The organism is Enterobacter sp. R-25 (genome assembly GCF_049913205.1).
In the GTDB taxonomy this organism is placed as follows: Bacteria; Pseudomonadota; Gammaproteobacteria; order Enterobacterales; family Enterobacteriaceae; genus Enterobacter; species Enterobacter ludwigii.
Genome location: NZ_CP183982.1, coordinates 2,034,224 through 2,051,257 on the forward strand (window position 1 = coordinate 2,034,224; position 17,034 = coordinate 2,051,257).

Annotated in this window: 18 protein-coding genes; 6 read left to right on the forward strand and 12 right to left on the reverse strand. The window is 54.4% G+C overall.

The features are described 5' to 3' along the window. Window positions 1-2: 2 nt before the first annotated feature. Window positions 3-239, reverse strand: coding sequence for a DUF1656 domain-containing protein (locus ACN9MQ_RS09775; protein ID WP_251884769.1), 237 nt, complete (start codon window positions 237-239; stop codon window positions 3-5). A gap of 186 nt (window positions 240-425) precedes the next feature. On the opposite strand from ACN9MQ_RS09775, the gene slyA reads away from it, so the two are divergent. Beyond that, complete coding sequence (gene slyA / locus ACN9MQ_RS09780; RefSeq protein ID WP_014169785.1) at window positions 426-866, forward strand: transcriptional regulator SlyA; 441 nt, start codon at window positions 426-428, stop codon at window positions 864-866. Window positions 867-901: 35 nt separating this feature from the next. Here slyA and ACN9MQ_RS09785 read toward each other — a convergent pair whose 3' ends face one another. Next, window positions 902-2,263, reverse strand: a complete 1,362-nt coding sequence (locus ACN9MQ_RS09785) for a sensor domain-containing diguanylate cyclase (protein WP_251884768.1) — start codon at window positions 2,261-2,263, stop codon at window positions 902-904. A gap of 248 nt (window positions 2,264-2,511) precedes the next feature. After that, the gene (slyB, locus tag ACN9MQ_RS09790) at window positions 2,512-2,979 is read right to left on the reverse strand and encodes an outer membrane lipoprotein SlyB (RefSeq protein ID WP_014169789.1); all 468 of its coding nucleotides are present in this window, start codon (window positions 2,977-2,979) and stop codon (window positions 2,512-2,514) included. 255 nt (window positions 2,980-3,234) lie between these two features. Between slyB and anmK the strand changes: the two genes are divergently transcribed. The 5 genes from anmK (at window position 3,235) to pdxY (ending at window position 7,816) form a co-directional block, all read left to right on the forward strand. Continuing rightward, window positions 3,235-4,359 (forward strand): anhydro-N-acetylmuramic acid kinase, encoded by a 1,125-nt coding sequence (gene anmK, locus ACN9MQ_RS09795; RefSeq protein ID WP_020884330.1) that lies wholly within the window; start codon window positions 3,235-3,237, stop codon window positions 4,357-4,359. A 93-nt stretch (window positions 4,360-4,452) separates the two neighbouring features. Beyond that, window positions 4,453-4,776 carry a C-type lysozyme inhibitor gene (mliC, locus tag ACN9MQ_RS09800; RefSeq protein WP_020884329.1) on the forward strand — a complete coding sequence of 108 codons (324 nt, stop codon included), beginning with the start codon at window positions 4,453-4,455 and terminating at the stop codon, window positions 4,774-4,776. Window positions 4,777-4,833: 57 nt separating this feature from the next. Beyond that, entirely contained in the window at window positions 4,834-5,490 is a 657-nt protein-coding gene (gene pdxH / locus ACN9MQ_RS09805) for a pyridoxamine 5'-phosphate oxidase (RefSeq protein ID WP_025204349.1), read from the forward strand. Between the two features lie 125 nt (window positions 5,491-5,615). Further along, window positions 5,616-6,890 (forward strand): tyrosine--tRNA ligase, encoded by a 1,275-nt coding sequence (tyrS, locus tag ACN9MQ_RS09810; protein ID WP_047744554.1) that lies wholly within the window; start codon window positions 5,616-5,618, stop codon window positions 6,888-6,890. Between the two features lie 65 nt (window positions 6,891-6,955). Continuing rightward, the gene (gene pdxY / locus ACN9MQ_RS09815) at window positions 6,956-7,816 is read left to right on the forward strand and encodes a pyridoxal kinase PdxY (RefSeq protein ID WP_014169794.1); all 861 of its coding nucleotides are present in this window, start codon (window positions 6,956-6,958) and stop codon (window positions 7,814-7,816) included. 59 nt (window positions 7,817-7,875) lie between these two features. Here the strand turns inward: pdxY and gstA are convergent, their stop codons facing one another. From gstA to rsxA, 9 genes are all read right to left on the reverse strand, one after another. After that, the gene (gene gstA / locus ACN9MQ_RS09820; RefSeq protein WP_014169795.1) at window positions 7,876-8,481 is read right to left on the reverse strand and encodes a glutathione transferase GstA; all 606 of its coding nucleotides are present in this window, start codon (window positions 8,479-8,481) and stop codon (window positions 7,876-7,878) included. A gap of 105 nt (window positions 8,482-8,586) precedes the next feature. Beyond that, the gene (gene dtpA / locus ACN9MQ_RS09825; RefSeq protein WP_014169796.1) at window positions 8,587-10,095 is read right to left on the reverse strand and encodes a dipeptide/tripeptide permease DtpA; all 1,509 of its coding nucleotides are present in this window, start codon (window positions 10,093-10,095) and stop codon (window positions 8,587-8,589) included. A gap of 617 nt (window positions 10,096-10,712) precedes the next feature. After that, window positions 10,713-11,348: an endonuclease III gene (gene nth / locus ACN9MQ_RS09830; protein ID WP_014169797.1), complete on the reverse strand. Its 636-nt coding sequence runs from the start codon at window positions 11,346-11,348 to the stop codon at window positions 10,713-10,715. Further along, window positions 11,345-12,031, reverse strand: a complete 687-nt coding sequence (locus ACN9MQ_RS09835; protein ID WP_014169798.1) for an electron transport complex subunit E — start codon at window positions 12,029-12,031, stop codon at window positions 11,345-11,347. Before ACN9MQ_RS09835 ends, nth begins: the two co-directional genes overlap by 4 nt. Window positions 12,032-12,033: 2 nt before the next feature. Beyond that, window positions 12,034-12,654, reverse strand: a complete 621-nt coding sequence (gene rsxG / locus ACN9MQ_RS09840) for an electron transport complex subunit RsxG (protein ID WP_251884767.1) — start codon at window positions 12,652-12,654, stop codon at window positions 12,034-12,036. 10 nt (window positions 12,655-12,664) lie between these two features. Next, window positions 12,665-13,717 carry an electron transport complex subunit RsxD gene (rsxD, locus tag ACN9MQ_RS09845; protein ID WP_014169800.1) on the reverse strand — a complete coding sequence of 351 codons (1,053 nt, stop codon included), beginning with the start codon at window positions 13,715-13,717 and terminating at the stop codon, window positions 12,665-12,667. Then, window positions 13,718-15,841, reverse strand: a complete 2,124-nt coding sequence (rsxC, locus tag ACN9MQ_RS09850) for an electron transport complex subunit RsxC (protein WP_251884766.1) — start codon at window positions 15,839-15,841, stop codon at window positions 13,718-13,720. Then, on the reverse strand, window positions 15,834-16,412 hold the full coding sequence (gene rsxB, locus ACN9MQ_RS09855; protein ID WP_032678028.1) for an electron transport complex subunit RsxB: 579 nt from the start codon (window positions 16,410-16,412) through the stop codon (window positions 15,834-15,836). Before rsxB ends, rsxC begins: the two co-directional genes overlap by 8 nt. Next, window positions 16,412-16,993, reverse strand: a complete 582-nt coding sequence (gene rsxA / locus ACN9MQ_RS09860) for an electron transport complex subunit RsxA (RefSeq protein WP_014169803.1) — start codon at window positions 16,991-16,993, stop codon at window positions 16,412-16,414. Before rsxA ends, rsxB begins: the two co-directional genes overlap by 1 nt. Between the last annotated feature and the right edge of the window lie 41 nt (window positions 16,994-17,034).

Below are 17,034 nucleotides of genomic sequence, written 5' to 3' on the forward strand. Positions count from 1 at the left end.
ATTCACCACATAATCAAGACAGCTAGGCCCAGGCATACGGAAAGGGCAAACAGGGAGAGATCCATTAACATGGGGTGCCAAATCTCGCCGGAGTACATCCAGTCGCGAAGCAGGCGATGGGCTATGAGCCAAATCATAAAGCCGACCAGGACGGCCTTAAACAAGGGCGGAAAGTAGACTGACGCACCGAAAATCAGGTCCTGAAGGGGGAGTCCCACGGAGCTTTGAAAAAACGTCACGGGCAGAGATCCTTTGCAGTGAACAAAATGCCGCGAGGGCGAGTCTTAATCTGATGGAACATCACAATTCAGTGTAAGTCATCCTTTTAAGTTCGATGAATGCAGTATTGCATTTGTTTTGCCAATACAAATGCTGCACACTATTCTAAAATCAGTATAATAACTTAGCAAGCTAATTATAAGGAGATGAAATTGGAATCGCCATTAGGTTCTGATCTGGCAAGGTTGGTACGCGTCTGGCGTGCTCTGATTGACCATCGCCTGAAACCTCTGGAATTGACACAGACGCACTGGGTCACGCTGCATAACATTCATCAGCTGCCACCCGACCAGTCACAAATTCAACTGGCAAAAGCGATCGGCATTGAGCAACCGTCACTGGTACGTACGCTTGACCAACTGGAAGAGAAAGGACTCATCTCCCGGCAAACCTGCGCCAGCGATCGTCGCGCTAAGCGGATTAAGCTCACTGAGAAAGCGGCCCCTATCATTACTGAAATGGAAGCCGTTATCACCAAAACGCGCGGCGAAATCCTTTCCGGGGTTTCACCCGCAGAGCTTGAACTGCTCATCAGCCTCATTGGGCGCCTTGAGCAGAACATCCATGAGCTGCAGTCACGCGACTGACACCATCACAAGGCCTTGCAGCAGCAAGGCCTTTTTTACCTCGACACAACGACGCGGTTACGCCCGGTCTCTTTCGCTTCATACATCGCCTTGTCAGCATTCTCCACGCACGCTTCAGCGGTCGTCGTCGGAGAGGTGGCGGTAAACACCCCCATGCTAATCGTGATGGATTCAGGTAACTGACCCCCGCTGCTGACCTTATCAAAACTGCTCAGCTTTAGCCGTATGCGTTCAGCCACCTGGTACGCCGACTCCGATGAAGTATTGGTCAGCATCAGGACAAATTCTTCCCCGCCAATACGTGCCGCGATGTCCTGTGGGCGGACGGAATCCATCAGCAGGTTGGCAACAAACTGCAATACTTTGTCTCCCTGCAGATGGCCGTAGCAGTCGTTGATGCGCTTAAAACGGTCGAGATCGCTGACGATAACCGACACAGGGTGGTTGGCTTTGCTGATGCTGAGTGCCTGATTTAAGGCGTCGTAAAAATAACTGCGGTTGTAGAGGCGCGTCAGCGGGTCGCGGATCGAGTTCTGATAAGACTGCTGATACTTTATGTGCGAGTCGCGATACAGGTTAAAGACGTCGTACAGCAGGACAAAAATAATCATCAGCGTCGCCACGGTTTCGAATAAGCGAGCGTGATACCAGGACGTGTCCTCAGCATGCCCGCCGGCTAACAGTAATGAGAGCGTCAGGACATAACAAACACATAAGAAATTACCGCCAACCCAAAAAAGATTCCGCACCCGGGTAATCGTCATTAACGTTGCTAATGCCACAACCCAGAGAAGAATCAAAAAGATATTTATGACCTGGCTCCAGAGAACCATAAATTGCCGGGTTTCATTATCCACCAGATCCAGCGTTATCAGTGCCGAGTGGCTGGAGCAGAACCAGGCCAGGGCGACCATAGAAACCGTAAACAGCATTGTACCGATAACCACGGCAATATGCGCGGGGCGTGAAAGGGGATAATCCCGAATAGAATAGAGCAAGGCTGAGACTATTATCAGCACCGCCATAAGAATATGACGGAACATAAAGAAGATCATGGCGTCGTTATAGTCGACAACATTGAACTGATAGAGATCCAGCCATGACGGGAAGCTGGACAGGGTACCGGCCATCAGCATCGTCGACCCGGCGAAGGCCGAGGCGAGGGCGATAAGGTACAACCGCCGTCTGTCGCACCAGTATTTCATGACCATGAAGCAGGCAATAAACAGGTGGAATACCAGCAAAAATATGGTAAGTGTCGGGAATAGCAGCGGTGAGAATGAAGGGACTAATTCAACCAGTTTTACAAAGAGACCTTGTAATATTCCAACGACGACGATGCATCCAAAACAGAATGTAATATAAGGGTTCTTAAAATATCGTTGTAGTGCAAGCATAGGGATTTGACGGAATAATAAAATTAAAAAATGTAAAGTAAGAAAGAGAGTAACAGGCGTGGAGAGTAAATACTTTGCGCAGGAACAAGATATACCGCGCTTAATGATTCATGGCGGGAATGTTTTTTGTAAATATATTGCTGATAATTATATTTTATGTAAATAGATTTGTTTACGGGCTTTGTTAAATGGCTTTGCTAAATGGATTTGTTAAATGGATGTGGTCTGATGACCACATCCATTTTGAATTAGCGTGGAGAAACGGTGACCTGGCTTCCGTTGCTCGCCAGAACAACGCGCTGGCCGGCAGAGAAACGGGTATTACCTTGTTTCTGTACTACCATGATGGTGCTGCCGTCATCTTTACGGATTTCCAGTTCTACGCCCTGGCTTTTGTTCATTGCACCCTGAACGCCCTGGCCTGCAACACCACCCGCAACGGCACCTGCTGCCGTGGCCAGCGAACGACCCGTGCCACCGCCTACGGTATTACCGAGGAAGCCACCCAGCACAGCACCGCCGATGGCACCCATCACGTTGCTGTCATCGCCACCCTGAATTTGTACAGGGCGTGCGTTAACAACGGTACCGTAAGTGACGCTCTGAACCTGTTTGGCTTCAGAAGCGCTGTACACGTCGCCAGAAAGTGAACTGTCATTCACACAGCCTGCAAGGGTTAAACCGATCAGCGAAACGCCCAGTACACGTAAAATCATTTGAATCTCCTGTTCACCAAAAACGCCCGATGGCGGGCATCCGTTATGGCTAAATTATATGGCATAAGGGGTCATAGTTCATATCTTTGCACTAACAATAAGAAAATTGTACTTGAATTTAACTTAACGAGACATAAACGGGCACCCGGCAGGTTACCTGTCTGAGATTGTTAAAAAATATTATCGCCGGATAGCAAAGCGGCGCTGTTTATGGTTGAGTGGAGAGCATTAGCCCACGCAACGTAAGGAAAGCGCATGAAATCGGGTCGCTACATTGGTGTGATGTCGGGTACCAGTCTGGATGGCGTAGACGTCGTTCTGGCCGCTATTGATGAAAACATGGTGGCACAGCAGGCGAGCCTGACCTGGCCTATCCCCCTGGCGCTGAAAGAGGACATTCTCAGTGTCTGTCAGGGGCAGCAACTGACGCTTTCTCAGCTTGGTCAGCTTGATGTGCGGCTGGGGGCGCTGTTTGCCGATGCGGTACTGGCCCTGATGCATAAAGAAAAGCTTCGCCCGCAGGATGTCGTCGCTATCGGCTGTCACGGACAAACGGTCTGGCATGAGCCGGTCGGCGATGCACCGCATACCCTGCAAATTGGCGACAACAACCAGATTGTGGCGAAGACGGGCGTGACCGTAGTCGGTGATTTTCGGCGTCGCGATATTGCGCTTGGCGGGCAGGGCGCGCCGCTGGTGCCCGCTTTTCATCAGGCATTGTTGACCCATCCGACAGAGCGCCGAATGGTGCTGAACATTGGCGGTATCGCCAACCTGTCTCTGCTTATCCCGGATCAACCCGTACGCGGCTATGACACCGGCCCGGGTAACATGCTGATGGATGCCTGGATCTGGCGTCAGCGTGGTCAGGCGTATGATAAAGACGCGCAATGGGCCAGCGAAGGCAAAGTGATCATCCCGCTGTTGCAGTCCATGCTAAGCGATCCGTACTTCGCTTTACCGGCGCCCAAAAGCACGGGGCGCGAATATTTCAATTATGGCTGGCTCGAACGTCAGCTGGCGCAGTTCCCGGCACTTGCACCGCAGGATGTCCAGGCGACGCTCGCCGAGTTAACGGCGGTTTCGATATCGGAACAGGTTCTTCTCAGCGGTGGATGTGAACGCCTGCTGGTGTGCGGCGGTGGCAGCCGTAACCCGTTGGTGATGGCACGTCTTGCCGGGTTATTGCCGGGTACCGAGGTGACGACCACCGATGAAGCCGGCATCAGCGGCGATGATATGGAAGCGCTGGCCTTTGCCTGGCTTGCCTGGCGCACCATTGCCGGGCTTCCGGGCAATTTGCCGTCGGTGACTGGCGCACGTGAGGCCAGCGTCCTCGGGGCTATTTTCCCGGCGAATCCACGTCATAATCAGAGTTAACTGAAATTCAGCGCTGCGTGTGGTCGTTAGAATGGAATGAAACAGGAGGGCAGCCATGCCCTCCAGGACCAGGAAAGTCTTCGGAATACGCCCATGAAAAAACTTCTTCTTATTGCCGCGCCTTTATTGCTGTCAGGATGCAGCGTCTACAACCAGTTCCTTGATCGCATGCAGACCGATACCCTGGAGTATCGCTGTGATGAAAAACCGCTGACCGTTAAGCTGAACAATCCGCGTCAGGAAGCCAGTTTTGTCTACGACAACAAATTGCTCACCCTCAAGCAGGGCATTTCTGCCTCCGGCGCACGCTACACGGACGGAATTTATGTCTTCTGGTCGAAAGGCGACAGCGCCACCGTCTACAAACGCGACCGTATTGTGCTGAACAATTGCCAGCTCGAAAATCCGAAGCGTTGAGATTTTTACAGGGGCGGCGCACAATAGCGCCACCCAATGTCAATGTCAGCTAACGCCATGTCAGATAACGACGAACTGCAGCAAATTGCGCATCTGCGCCGTGAATACACCAAAGGCGGCCTGCGTCGCCAGGATCTTCCCGCCGAACCCCTCGTGCTTTTTGAACGCTGGCTGAAACAGGCCTGTGAAGCCAAACTCGCCGACCCAACGGCAATGGTTGTCGCAACGGTAGATGAAAACGGTCAACCGTATCAGCGTATCGTCCTGCTCAAACATTATGACGAGAAAGGCCTGGTGTTTTACACCAACCTGGGCAGTCGTAAGGCACACCATTTAGAAAACAATCCTCGTATCAGCCTGCTGTTCCCGTGGCATATGCTGGAGCGTCAGGTGATGGTCACCGGCAAAGCAGAGCGTCTCTCCACGCTGGAAGTGGTGAAGTATTTCCACAGCCGTCCGCGTGACAGCCAGATTGGCGCCTGGGTCTCAAAACAGTCCAGCCGTATTTCGGCGCGTGGCGTGCTTGAAAGCAAATTTCTCGAACTGAAGCAGAAATTCCAGCAGGGCGAAGTTCCGTTGCCCAGTTTCTGGGGGGGCTTCCGCATTCCGATCGAGCAGATGGAATTCTGGCAGGGCGGCGAACACCGTCTGCATGACCGCTTTTTATACCAGCGTGAAAATGGCGGCTGGAAAATCGACAGGCTGGCACCGTAATCGCCGAAATTTGTTGATTTAAGCGCTAGCGCAGGCCGCGCTTGCGCTTTATTCTATGTACCTTTCGCATCAGGCGAAAAGTCGTGTACCGGCAAAGGTGCAGTCGTTTATACATGGAGAATTTGATGGCAAGCAGTAACTTGATTAAACAATTGCAAGAGCGGGGCCTTGTGGCTCAGGTGACGGACGAGGAAGCGTTAGCAGAGCGACTGGCGCAAGGCCCGATCGCGCTCTATTGCGGCTTCGATCCTACCGCTGACAGCTTGCATTTGGGGCATCTTGTTCCATTGTTATGCCTGAAACGCTTCCAGATGGCGGGCCACAAGCCTGTCGCACTGGTAGGCGGCGCGACCGGTCTGATTGGTGACCCAAGCTTTAAAGCTGCTGAGCGTAAACTGAACACCGAAGACACCGTGCAGGAGTGGGTGGATAAGATCCGCAAACAGGTTGCGCCTTTCCTCGACTTTAACTGCGGTGACAACTCTGCGATTGCGGCCAACAACTATGACTGGTTTGGCGGCATGAACGTGCTGACCTTCCTGCGCGACATTGGCAAACACTTCTCTGTTAACCAGATGATTAACAAAGAAGCGGTGAAGCAGCGTCTGAACCGTGACGACCAGGGCATCTCCTTTACCGAGTTCTCCTACAACCTGCTGCAGGGTTATGACTTCGCCTGCCTGAATAAACTGCACGGCGTCTGCCTGCAGATTGGCGGCTCTGACCAGTGGGGCAACATCACGTCGGGTATCGATCTGACGCGTCGTCTGCACCAGAACCAGGTCTTCGGTCTGACCGTTCCACTGATCACCAAAGCCGACGGCACCAAATTTGGTAAAACCGAAGGCGGCGCGGTATGGCTTGATCCGAAGAAAACCAGCCCGTACAAATTCTACCAGTTCTGGATTAACACGGCGGATGCCGATGTTTATCGCTTCCTGAAGTTCTTCACCTTTATGGACATTGAGGCGATCAATGCTCTGGAAGAAGAAGACAAAAACAGCGGTAAAGCGCCACGTGCTCAGTACGTACTGGCTGATGAAGTGACCAAACTGGTTCACGGTGAAGAAGGTCTGGCCGCGGCAAAACGCATTACTGCAAGCCTGTTCAACGGGACGCTGAGCGATCTGAGCGAAGCGGACTTCGAACAGCTGGCGCAGGATGGCGTGCCGATGGTTGAGATGGAAAAAGGTGCCGACCTGATGCAGGCGCTGGTGGACTCCGAGCTGCAGCCATCCCGAGGTCAGGCGCGTAAAACCATCGCCTCGAACGCTATCACCATTAACGGTGAAAAACAGGCCGACCCGGAATACACCTTCGCTGATAGCGATCGTTTGTATGGCCGCTACACGCTTCTGCGTCGCGGTAAGAAAAACTACTGTCTGGTCTGCTGGAAATAATTAAAAGTATCCAGGGGCGTGGGAAACCACGCCCCTTTTGTTTTTTCAGGGTTTGGTAAGTAAAAATGAAGAACATCCTCGCCATTCAGTCCCACGTTGTCTTTGGGCATGCTGGCAACAGCGCCGCGGAATTTCCGATGCGCCGCCTCGGTGCCAACGTCTGGCCCCTCAATACCGTGCAGTTCTCTAACCATACACAATACGGTCAATGGACCGGCTGCGTGATGCCGCCTTCGCACCTCACCGACATCGTGCAGGGCATTGCCAATATCGATCAGCTAAAACGCTGTGATGCGATACTGAGCGGATATCTCGGTTCGGCAGAGCAGGGAGAGCATATCCTGGGCATTGTCCGCCAGGTGAAAGCGGCAAACCCGGCGGCGAAATACTTTTGTGATCCTGTTATGGGGCATCCGGAGAAAGGCTGTATCGTGGCCCCCGGCGTGGCTGAATTCCATGTGCGTCATGCGCTGCCAGCCAGCGATATTATTGCGCCGAACCTGATTGAGCTGGAAATTCTCTGCGAGCATCCGGTGAATAGCGTAGAAGAGGCGGTAAGCGCTTCTCGCGAGTTAATAGCCCAGGGGCCGGAGATTGTCCTGGTGAAACATCTCGCGCGCGCAGGGCTGAGCAGGGACCGTTTTGAGATGCTGCTGGTGACGAAAGACGAAGCCTGGCATATCAGCCGTCCGCTGGTGGACTTCGGCATGCGTCAGCCGGTGGGTGTCGGTGATGTGACAAGCGGTTTGCTGCTGGTGAAATTACTTCAGGGGGCCACGCTACGGGATGCGCTTGAGCATGTGACTGCTGCGGTGTACGAAATCATGAAGGCGACGAAAGAGATGCAGGAGTATGAACTGCAGGTGGTCGCGGCACAGGATCGTATCGCGAAACCGGAGCATTACTTCAGCGCGACCCGGTTATAACGGTTCACGTTCCTGTCAGCCGGGTAGCGACAGCGCCACCCGGCAATACAGTGCGCCGGTCAGTTCAACCCTTCTGCTTTAAGCGCTGCAGCCACCGCAGGACGCGCGGCTACGCGATCCATGTACGATGCAATGTGGTCCAGCCCGTCCATGTTGAGCTTAATGGCCCGCGCCCAGCGCAGCACGGTGAACAGATAGGCATCGGCAATCGTAAAACGCGCGCCCCCAATCCACTGATCGTCTTTCAGCGATGCGTTAACGTACTGCAGTTTTTTCTCCAGCTGAGCACGTACGGTCGGTTTGTACTCTTCCGGCGTCTCCGGACGGAACAGCGGCGTAAAGCCTTTGTGCAGCTCGGTCGCAATGTAGTTCATCCACTCAAGCGTTTTGTAGCGAGAAACCGTACTTACCGGTGCCAGCAATTGCCTGTCGGGCACGCTATCGGCGAGGAATTGCATAATCGCCACGCCTTCGGTCAGCAGGGTACCGTCATCCAGCAGCAGAGCCGGAACTTGTCCCTTCGGGTTAATAGCAAAAAAATCATCGCCGTTTTCCAGGCGTTTTTTCATCAGGTCAACGCCATCCAGCGTGAAATCTTTGCCGCTCTCGCGCAGGGTAATGTGGGAAGCAAGAGAGCACGCGCCCGGTTTGTAGAACAGTTTCATCGGTAACTCCTTTTTGCTGAGGTTTCAGCTATGTTAGTGCGCGAACGGGTAAAAAAAAAGCCGCTAATACATTAGCGGCTTCTGTTCAGTCGTTTCTCAGTGACATTATGCGGTAGCGGTTTCGGTCGCTTTCGCCGTCTTGTCGTCGTCCTGAGTCATGCGATTCAGCTTCGGCGCAGTCAGCATCATCAGAACCGCGATAACCGCAGTAGCAATACCAATCTGCATGAACACGGTACCGTAGACGTTCAGAGAGACCAGTGGGTCAGTCACGTTATCCGGCACGGCCATCAGGTTTGCAATTTTACCTGCGATGATGGCGGCACCCGCAGTGGTCAGGAACCAGCTACCCATGATGAAGCCCATCAGACGCTGAGGAACCAGTTGTGCAACCATCGCCAGGCCCAGACCGGAGATCATCAGTTCACCGATAGACTGCAGCGCATAGCTCAGGATCAGCCAGTTAACGGAGACGATACCGGCGTCAGTCGCAAATTTCGTACCCAGCGGCAGTACCAGGAATGCGCCAGAACACAGCAGCATACCGATAGCAAATTTGTGCGGCATCGGCAGACGGTCGCCCATCTTGTTATAGATAGCAGCCAGAATCGGGCTACCAATCATGATCCAGAACGGGTTCAGGGCCTGATACTGCTCCGGCTCGAACGCGATACCCAGGATTGAGTGTTCAACGTTACGGATAGCGAAGAAGTTCAGAGACGTTGGCATCTGGCTGTACAGAACGAAGAAGATAATCGCTTCCAGCATCAGAATGAAGGCCACAATCATCTTACGACGAGCGGCACCCTGCATGGCGAAGGCTTCTTTCGCGAAGATGATCACGATACCCAGCGCAACCACACCCAGAACCGCACGCGCGATGCCCTGGTTATGCAGCAGCCAGGTTGCGATTGCCGCGAGGATCACCACGCCGACAATGGTCGCCAGCAGTTTGCCAATGTGAACCGGTTCGAAGTCTGGTTTGGAGCCGTAGTCTTTCACCCAGCGTTTGCAGAAGGCAAAGTTAACCACGGTGATCAGCATACCGACAACGGACAGGGAGAACGCAACGCTCCAGCCGAATTTAGCGGCCAGCCACGGGGTTGCCAGCATGGAGAAGAAGGAACCGATGTTCACGGACATGTAGTACATGGTGAATGCACCGTCCAGACGCGGGTCATCTTTGTTGTAACAGGTAGAGAGCAGGGAAGACGGGTTCGCTTTGAACAGACCGTTACCGACGGCGATAGTCGCCATACCCATATACACCACAGCGGCATCGTGACCAGACCATGCAACCAGCGCATAGCCAACGGCCAGGACAATCGCACCCAGCATAATGACACGTTTAGTCCCGAGGACTTTATCACCCAGCCAGCCGCCGATAGCAACCAGACCGTACACCAGGGCACTGAAAGAGGAGAACAGCGTAATGGAATCTGCTTCGGACATACCCAGCTGTTTTACCAGGTAAACCGCCATGATCCCTTGCAGGCCGTAATAACCAAAACGCTCCCATAACTCGATAGAGAAGATGAGATAGAACGCTTTAGGTTGTTTAAAAGCGTTAAGACTTACGCTTTCATCTGTTGGTTTATTGTTTGCAGTCGACACATATACCTCTTTTTTTACATCCCATATTAACGGGGGTGTTCATCGCGTGATGGCCGTAGTCCATCCGCCTTATAGTTATATTGGGAGGAGAAACGGCGGGTAATGTTCACTATCCTGCACCGTCTGGCAATACGTTTGTAATAATCTGTTACATATAACTGGGCCGCTATAATCGGCGGTTCATACAAATGTTATTCAGCGTTAAATTTCATACGATCTGTAAAGGGAGTTTTTTTGACTGGCATCCACCCGTATTTTGCCCTCAATGGCGATATGTTCTGCTATTTGAGGTTTATTGCAGTGATATAGCCCATATTCTGAAAAATAGCTGGTCTTATGTGTTGCTCGTGATGAGTTTGATCTTGTCTGGCAAAGGGTTTACGCCGCTTTTAACAACAAAAATTCAACACGAAGTTATCAGGGTGATCTTGATCACATATGTATAGAAATTTTTGGCTATGAAAAAAGTATTAACCTGTTTGAGCGTTAAAGGCTCGAACAAGTGATAAGGGAAGCGGTAATGAAGGCGGATAAATTATGGTCAAAAGAAGGTCTTCTGGTAGACCCTCTCTTGGTAAGGAATTGCCGTTGCGTCAGAAAACGAAAAGCGGAAGATATCAGGGATACACTTTCTCTTTGTACTCGCAGAGATCTTCGATAATACAGGAGCCACAGCGAGGCTTACGGGCAATACAGGTATAACGGCCATGGAGAATGAGCCAGTGATGGCAATCCACCTTAAATTCGGCGGGAACCACTTTTAGCAGTTTCTCTTCAACCTGCTCGACATTCTTGCCCGGTGCGAAGTTCGTGCGGTTAGAGACGCGGAAAATATGGGTATCAACGGCGATAGTCGGCCAGCCAAACGCGGTGTTAAGTACCACATTCGCAGTCTTGCGTCCCACGCCGGGTAATGCTTCCAGCGCGGCGCGATCTTCCGGCACTTCACCCCCGTGCTGTTCCAGCAGGATCCGGCAGGTTTTGATCACGTTCTCAGCCTTGCTGTTAAACAGACCGATGGTTTTGATATAGGACTTCACCCCGTCCACGCCCAGTTCCAGCATCGCCTTTGGCGTGTTGGCGACCGGATAAAGCAGGGCGGTCGCCTTATTAACGCTCACGTCGGTAGCCTGCGCAGAGAGCAGCACGGCGATCAACAGCTCGAACGGGGAGTTAAAATTCAGCTCCGTCGTCGGATGTGGGTTCTCATCCCGCAGACGGGTCAGGATCGCAATGCGCTTTTCTTTATTCATGAGGCCTTCTCGGGTATCCCTTCCTGTACGCTGCGCTCAGCCACGCGGCGCTTACGTTTTTCATCAATCAGGTATTTTATCGCCAGCATCATGCCGAGGCCAATAAACGCGCCTGGCGGCAGCATGGCCAGCAGGAACGGCGTATCGGTGTGGAAGACTTCGATGCGCAGCGCTTTAGCCCAGCCGCCGAGCAGCGCATCTGCGCCATCAAACAGCGTTCCGTTACCCAGGATCTCACGCATTGAGCCGAGCACGAACATGGCACCGGTTGCCCCCATACCAATAGAGAAACCATCCAGAGCCGACATCGCCGGGCTGTTTTTCACGGCAAAAGCTTCCGCACGCCCGACCACAATACAGTTGGTTACGATGAGGGGAATAAAGATCCCGAGCGACTGATACAGACCGAACGCATAAGCGTTAATCAGCATCTGGACGATACTCACCACCGACGCGATGATCATGACGTAAATCGGAATACGGATTTCCGATGGCGTCCAGCGGCGCAGGGCAGAGATGGACAGATTGGTCAGGGTGAGAACCAGCGTGGTTGCCAGCCCCAGACCCAGCGCGTTGGTGGCGGTGGATGTCACTGCCAGCAGCGGACACATCCCCAGCAGCTGTACCAGCGCGGAGTTGTTTTTCCACAATCCCTGGACGATAACCTCTTTAACCTGGCTCATGATTACTCCTCACAGGCCGGAAGATTGTTCATCTGCGCGGGCAGCGTTTCCGCATACAGCCCGGCTCGTTTTACGGCATTGACCACGGCCCGTGGGGTAATGGTTGCCCCCGTGAACTGGTCAAACTCGCCGCCATCCTTTTTCACAGCAAATGCAGGATCCGCTTCGCCGTGGATCACTTTTCCGGCAAAATGCAAAATCCAGTCGCTCAGACGGGTTTCAATTTTATCCCCCAGGCCTGGCGTCTCATGATGTTCCGTCACGCGCGTACCCAACACGGTACCGGAGAAATCGCTGCCGACCAGCAGTTGAATCGCCCCGGAGTAGCCATCGGGCGCCGTCGCTTCCATTACCGCGCCTACCGCGTTATCCCCCTTACGGGCAATAAAGACGCGGTGCGGGCCTTTGCCTAACTGAGGTGCCTGGACCACGAAGCAACTTTTATGCAGGTCATTATCGTAGAAATCAGGGGGGATCACCTGATCGAACAGGGCTTTTTGCTGCTTCACCGCCTGTTCGTCGATGGTCGATTTGGTCAGGTTGTTCACCAGGGCCGTCAGTCCGGTGAGGACCGCGGCGAAAATGGCCAGCGTGACACCGTGTTTTTGCATTGTTTTCAGCATCGCGAAACCCTTAACGGTGGCCGTACACGCGCGGACGCGTGTAGTAGTCGATGAGCGGAACGGTGATGTTTGCAAGCAGAACCGCGAATGCCACACCGTCCGGGTAACCGCCAAAGCTGCGGATGAGCCACACCAGCAAGCCGGCCAGTGCACCGAAGATCAGGCGGCCACGGTTCGTGGTAGATGCCGTTACCGGATCGGTCAGGATAAAGAACGCACCCAGCATGGTTGCCCCCGAGAGCAGATGCATCTGTGGGCTGGCGAGCGATTCTGGCGAGAACACCCATCCCAGTGTGGCGCAGACCGCCAGCGTCACGAGGAAGCTGACCGGAATATGCCAGCGGATCGCTTTCTGCTGCAGCAGGAACAGCCCGCCCAGCAAATAAGCAAGGTTCACCCACTGCCAGCCCGCGCCCGCCAACATGCCGCTGAAGATGGCAGATTTCATAATCTGATCGACGGAGTGCCCGGCATGCAGGGAGGTTTTAAACGTATCGAGTGGTGTGGCCTGGCTGATGCCATCCACGCCCATACGCAGCGCGTTCATATCCGCACCGAGCGCGGTATGGCCGGTAAAGATAACGTGCAGGGCATCCATAAAGCCGGGTACCGTCGCGGCAATGTCATGCGGCGGCAACCAGCTGGTCATCTGAACCGGGAAGGAGATCAGCAGTACGACGTAGCCAATCATCGCCGGGTTGAACGGGTTATGGCCCAGCCCACCATAAAGCTGTTTGGCAATAATGACTGCAAACACCGTACCGAGCACCACCATCCACCACGGGGCAAACGGCGGAATACTGATTGCCAGCAACAGGCCAGTCAGCAGCGCTGAGTTATCGGCAAGGATGCGGGAAACCGCCAGCTTACGCAGTTTAAGCACCAGGGCTTCTGCCCCTAAGGCGCTTGCACAGCCCAGCACTATCTGGAACAGCGTTCCCCAGCCGAAAAACCAGCACTGTACGGCAATGCCCGGCAGCGCCGCCAGGCACACCAGCATCATGATGCGTGATGTCTGGCGCTGATTATGGGTGTAAGGGGAACTTGCGATTCTGAAAACCATTTAATCCTCGTTAACTGCTTGCTGTGCGGCTTTCTTCGCCTGAACGCGCGCAATGGCGGCGGCGACTGCGGCTTTACGTGGGTCGTCGTTTGCGGCCGGCTGCTGTTCTTCCTGCTGTGCTGCTTTGCGGGCCTTGGTGCGGGCAATGGCGGCTTCAACAGCCGCCTTACGCGGGTCGACAGGTGCTTCAGGCGCAGCGGCTTCAGGCTGCGCCGCCGCTTTACGCGCTTTGGCACGGGCAATGGCGGCTTCGACAGCCGCTTTACGCGGGTCGACGGGGGCTTCAGGCGTAGCGGTTTCAGTCTGCGCCGCTGCTTTGCGCGCTTTAGCGCGCGCGATCGCCGCTTCAACAGCCGCTTTACGGGGATCTACGGCCTCCGCTTCTTGTTCAACTACCACGTTTTGCTCGCCGGCCTTACGGGCTTTGGCGCGGGCAATGGCGGCTTCAACGGCGGCTTTACGCGGATCGATCTCAGCGTCAGAGGAGGCTGACTGTGCTTTTTCTGCCTGACGGGCGCGCGCAGCCGCTTTACGCGCTTCGCGGGCGGCAATCGCTTCGCTGTTATCCGGTTTTTCACCGGCCGGGATCACCACGGTCTGGGCTGCCGTCGCTTTTTTCTCCCGCACGCGTGCCAGTGCGGCATTAATCGCATCCTGGTCTTTTTCGCCGGGCTGAACTGCTGCCTGTTTGTGACGCGCCTGACGGGCCAGTTTTTCACGTTCCAGACGCGCCTGACGCGCTTCAAAACGCGCTTTCGCTTCGGCTGCGCGTTTCTCTTCCATGGAGATGGCATAAATCTCGGCCTTCTCCTGGCGGAAGTACTGCACCAGAGGAATGTTACTTGGGCAGACCCAGGCGCAGGCACCGCATTCGATGCAGTCGGCCAGGTTATGGGCCTGCGCTTTATCGTGCAGCTGACCTTTGCTGTACCAGTACAATTGTTGCGGAAGTAAATCCGCCGGACAGGCATCGGCACAGGCGCTGCAGCGGATACAGCCTTTCTCCTCCTGCTCTTCACCCATTTCGGTCGGGGAGGGGGCAAGCAGGCAGTTTGTGATTTTTACTACCGGGACATCGAGCCACGGCAGGGTAAAGCCCATCAGCGGGCCACCCATGATCACCATCTGGTCGCTGCCCGGGCAAAAATCAGCCTGTTCCAGCAGATGACGAACCGGCGTACCCAGACGCGCCCAGACGTTGCCCGGACGTGCGACAGATTCACCGGTCAGCGTAACCACGCGCTCGGTCAGCGGTTCACCGTCCACCACCGCACGTTTCACGGCGTAGGCTGTCCCGACGTTTTGCATCAGCACCCCGATGTCCGAAGAGCGTCCGCCATGCGGAACCTGCTTGCCGGTCAGAATTTGCGTCAGCTGTTTGGCACCGCCAGAGGGGTACTTGGTTGGGATAACGCGCAGGCCGATATCGTGGCTGCCGTTGAGGACGGCACGCAGCATCGAAATAGCCTGTGGCTTGTTATCTTCAATGCCAATCAGCACTTCGCGTGGCTGCAGAATATGGGCAAGAATGCGGATCCCTTCCACGACCTGCGCGGCGCAGTCCTGCATCAGACGATCGTCGGCGGTGATGTAGGGTTCACATTCTGCTGCATTGATGATCAGAGTCTGAATTTTATCGCCGCCGCCGTGCAGTTTGACGCCAGTAGGGAACCCCGCGCCGCCCAGGCCGGCAACGCCGAATTGATGAATACGCTCGATAAGCGCTTCGCGGCTCCGGTTGCGGTAGTCGCTCCAGCCGTCACGGTCTATCCAGCGGTCTTCTCCGTCGGCTTCAATAATGACGCTCAGCTCGGAGAGCGCAGAGGGGTGTGCAACGGTATGGGGGGCGATCGCCACCACTGTACCGGACGTCGGAGCGTGGACCGGCAGCATACGTCCGCGACCGAATGTTAACGGCTGGCCGCGAAGGACGGTATCCCCTTCTTTCACGCACAGTTCACCCTCAGCACCGATATGCTGTTTCAGTGGCATGACGTAACGGGACGCCAGCGGAATTTGGCGCAGCGGCGTGCCGTTGGACTGGGTTTTCATTTCAGGTGGATGGATACCACCGTCAAAGTCCCAAATCTTCTCTTTTCTGAAAGCAGAAAATAACTTAAGCATGTTGTTCCACAGGAATGATGCGAACCGGAATGGTTTGAAGATCCCACTTCCAGCTTTCGGTAGTCGGTTCAACCGGGCGCAACGCGATACATTGCGTCGGGCAGGGTGCCACGCAGAGGTTACAGCCGGTGCACAGATCCGCCACGACGGTGTGCATGGCACGGGTTGCGCCAACGATGGCGTCGACAGGGCATGCCTGAATGCATTTTGTGCAGCCGATGCAGTTCGCTTCGTCAATCACGGCGAGGGCGCGAACCGGCTCCTGCACATCTTCATCGCCGTCAACAGGTTGCGGATCAACGTTAAGCAGGGCGGCTATTTTCAGCATTACCGCTTCACCGCCGGGTGCGCAGCGGTTAATTTTTTCACCCTGCACGCCTACCGCTTCGGCATAGGGGCGGCAGCCAGGATAGCCACACTGCCCGCACTGGCTTTGCGGCAGAAGCTCATCGATTTTTTCTACAACAGGGTCGTCCTCTACCGCGAAACGGCGGGAGGCATAACCCAGAATAAGGCCAAACACCAACCCCAGCACGCTGATAGAGGCGATGGCTATCCAGACAGTACTCATTACAACTTCACCAGACCACTAAAGCCCATAAAGGCCAGAGACATTAAACCTGCTGTCACCAGGGCGATCGCGTTACCGCGGAATGGCGCAGGGATATCCGCTGCTGCCAGGCGTTCGCGAATCGAGGCGAACAGCACCATCACCAGAGAGAAACCGACGGCGGCAGAAAAACCGTACAGCGCCGATTGCATGAAGTTATGCCCAAGGTTGATGTTCAGCAGCGCCACGCCAAGTACTGCACAGTTGGTGGTAATCAGCGGCAGGAAGATACCCAGCAGGCGATAGAGAGCCGGGCTGGTTTTACGCACCACCATTTCTGTGAATTGCACTACCACCGCGATGACCAGAATAAAGGACAGCGTACGCAGATAGATTAAATCCAGCGGGATGAGGATCCAGTTATCAATCAACCACGCGCAGATAGACGCCATCGTCATCACGAAGGTGGTGGCCAGCCCCATGCCCATCGCAGTTTCCAGCTTTTTGGAAACCCCCATAAATGGACACAGGCCAAGGAACTTCACCAGGACGAAGTTGTTAACCAGCACAGTGCCGACAAAGAGCAGTAAGTAATCGGTCATTATTTAGCCTGAAATAAAAAAGCCGCCTATTATCGGACAAA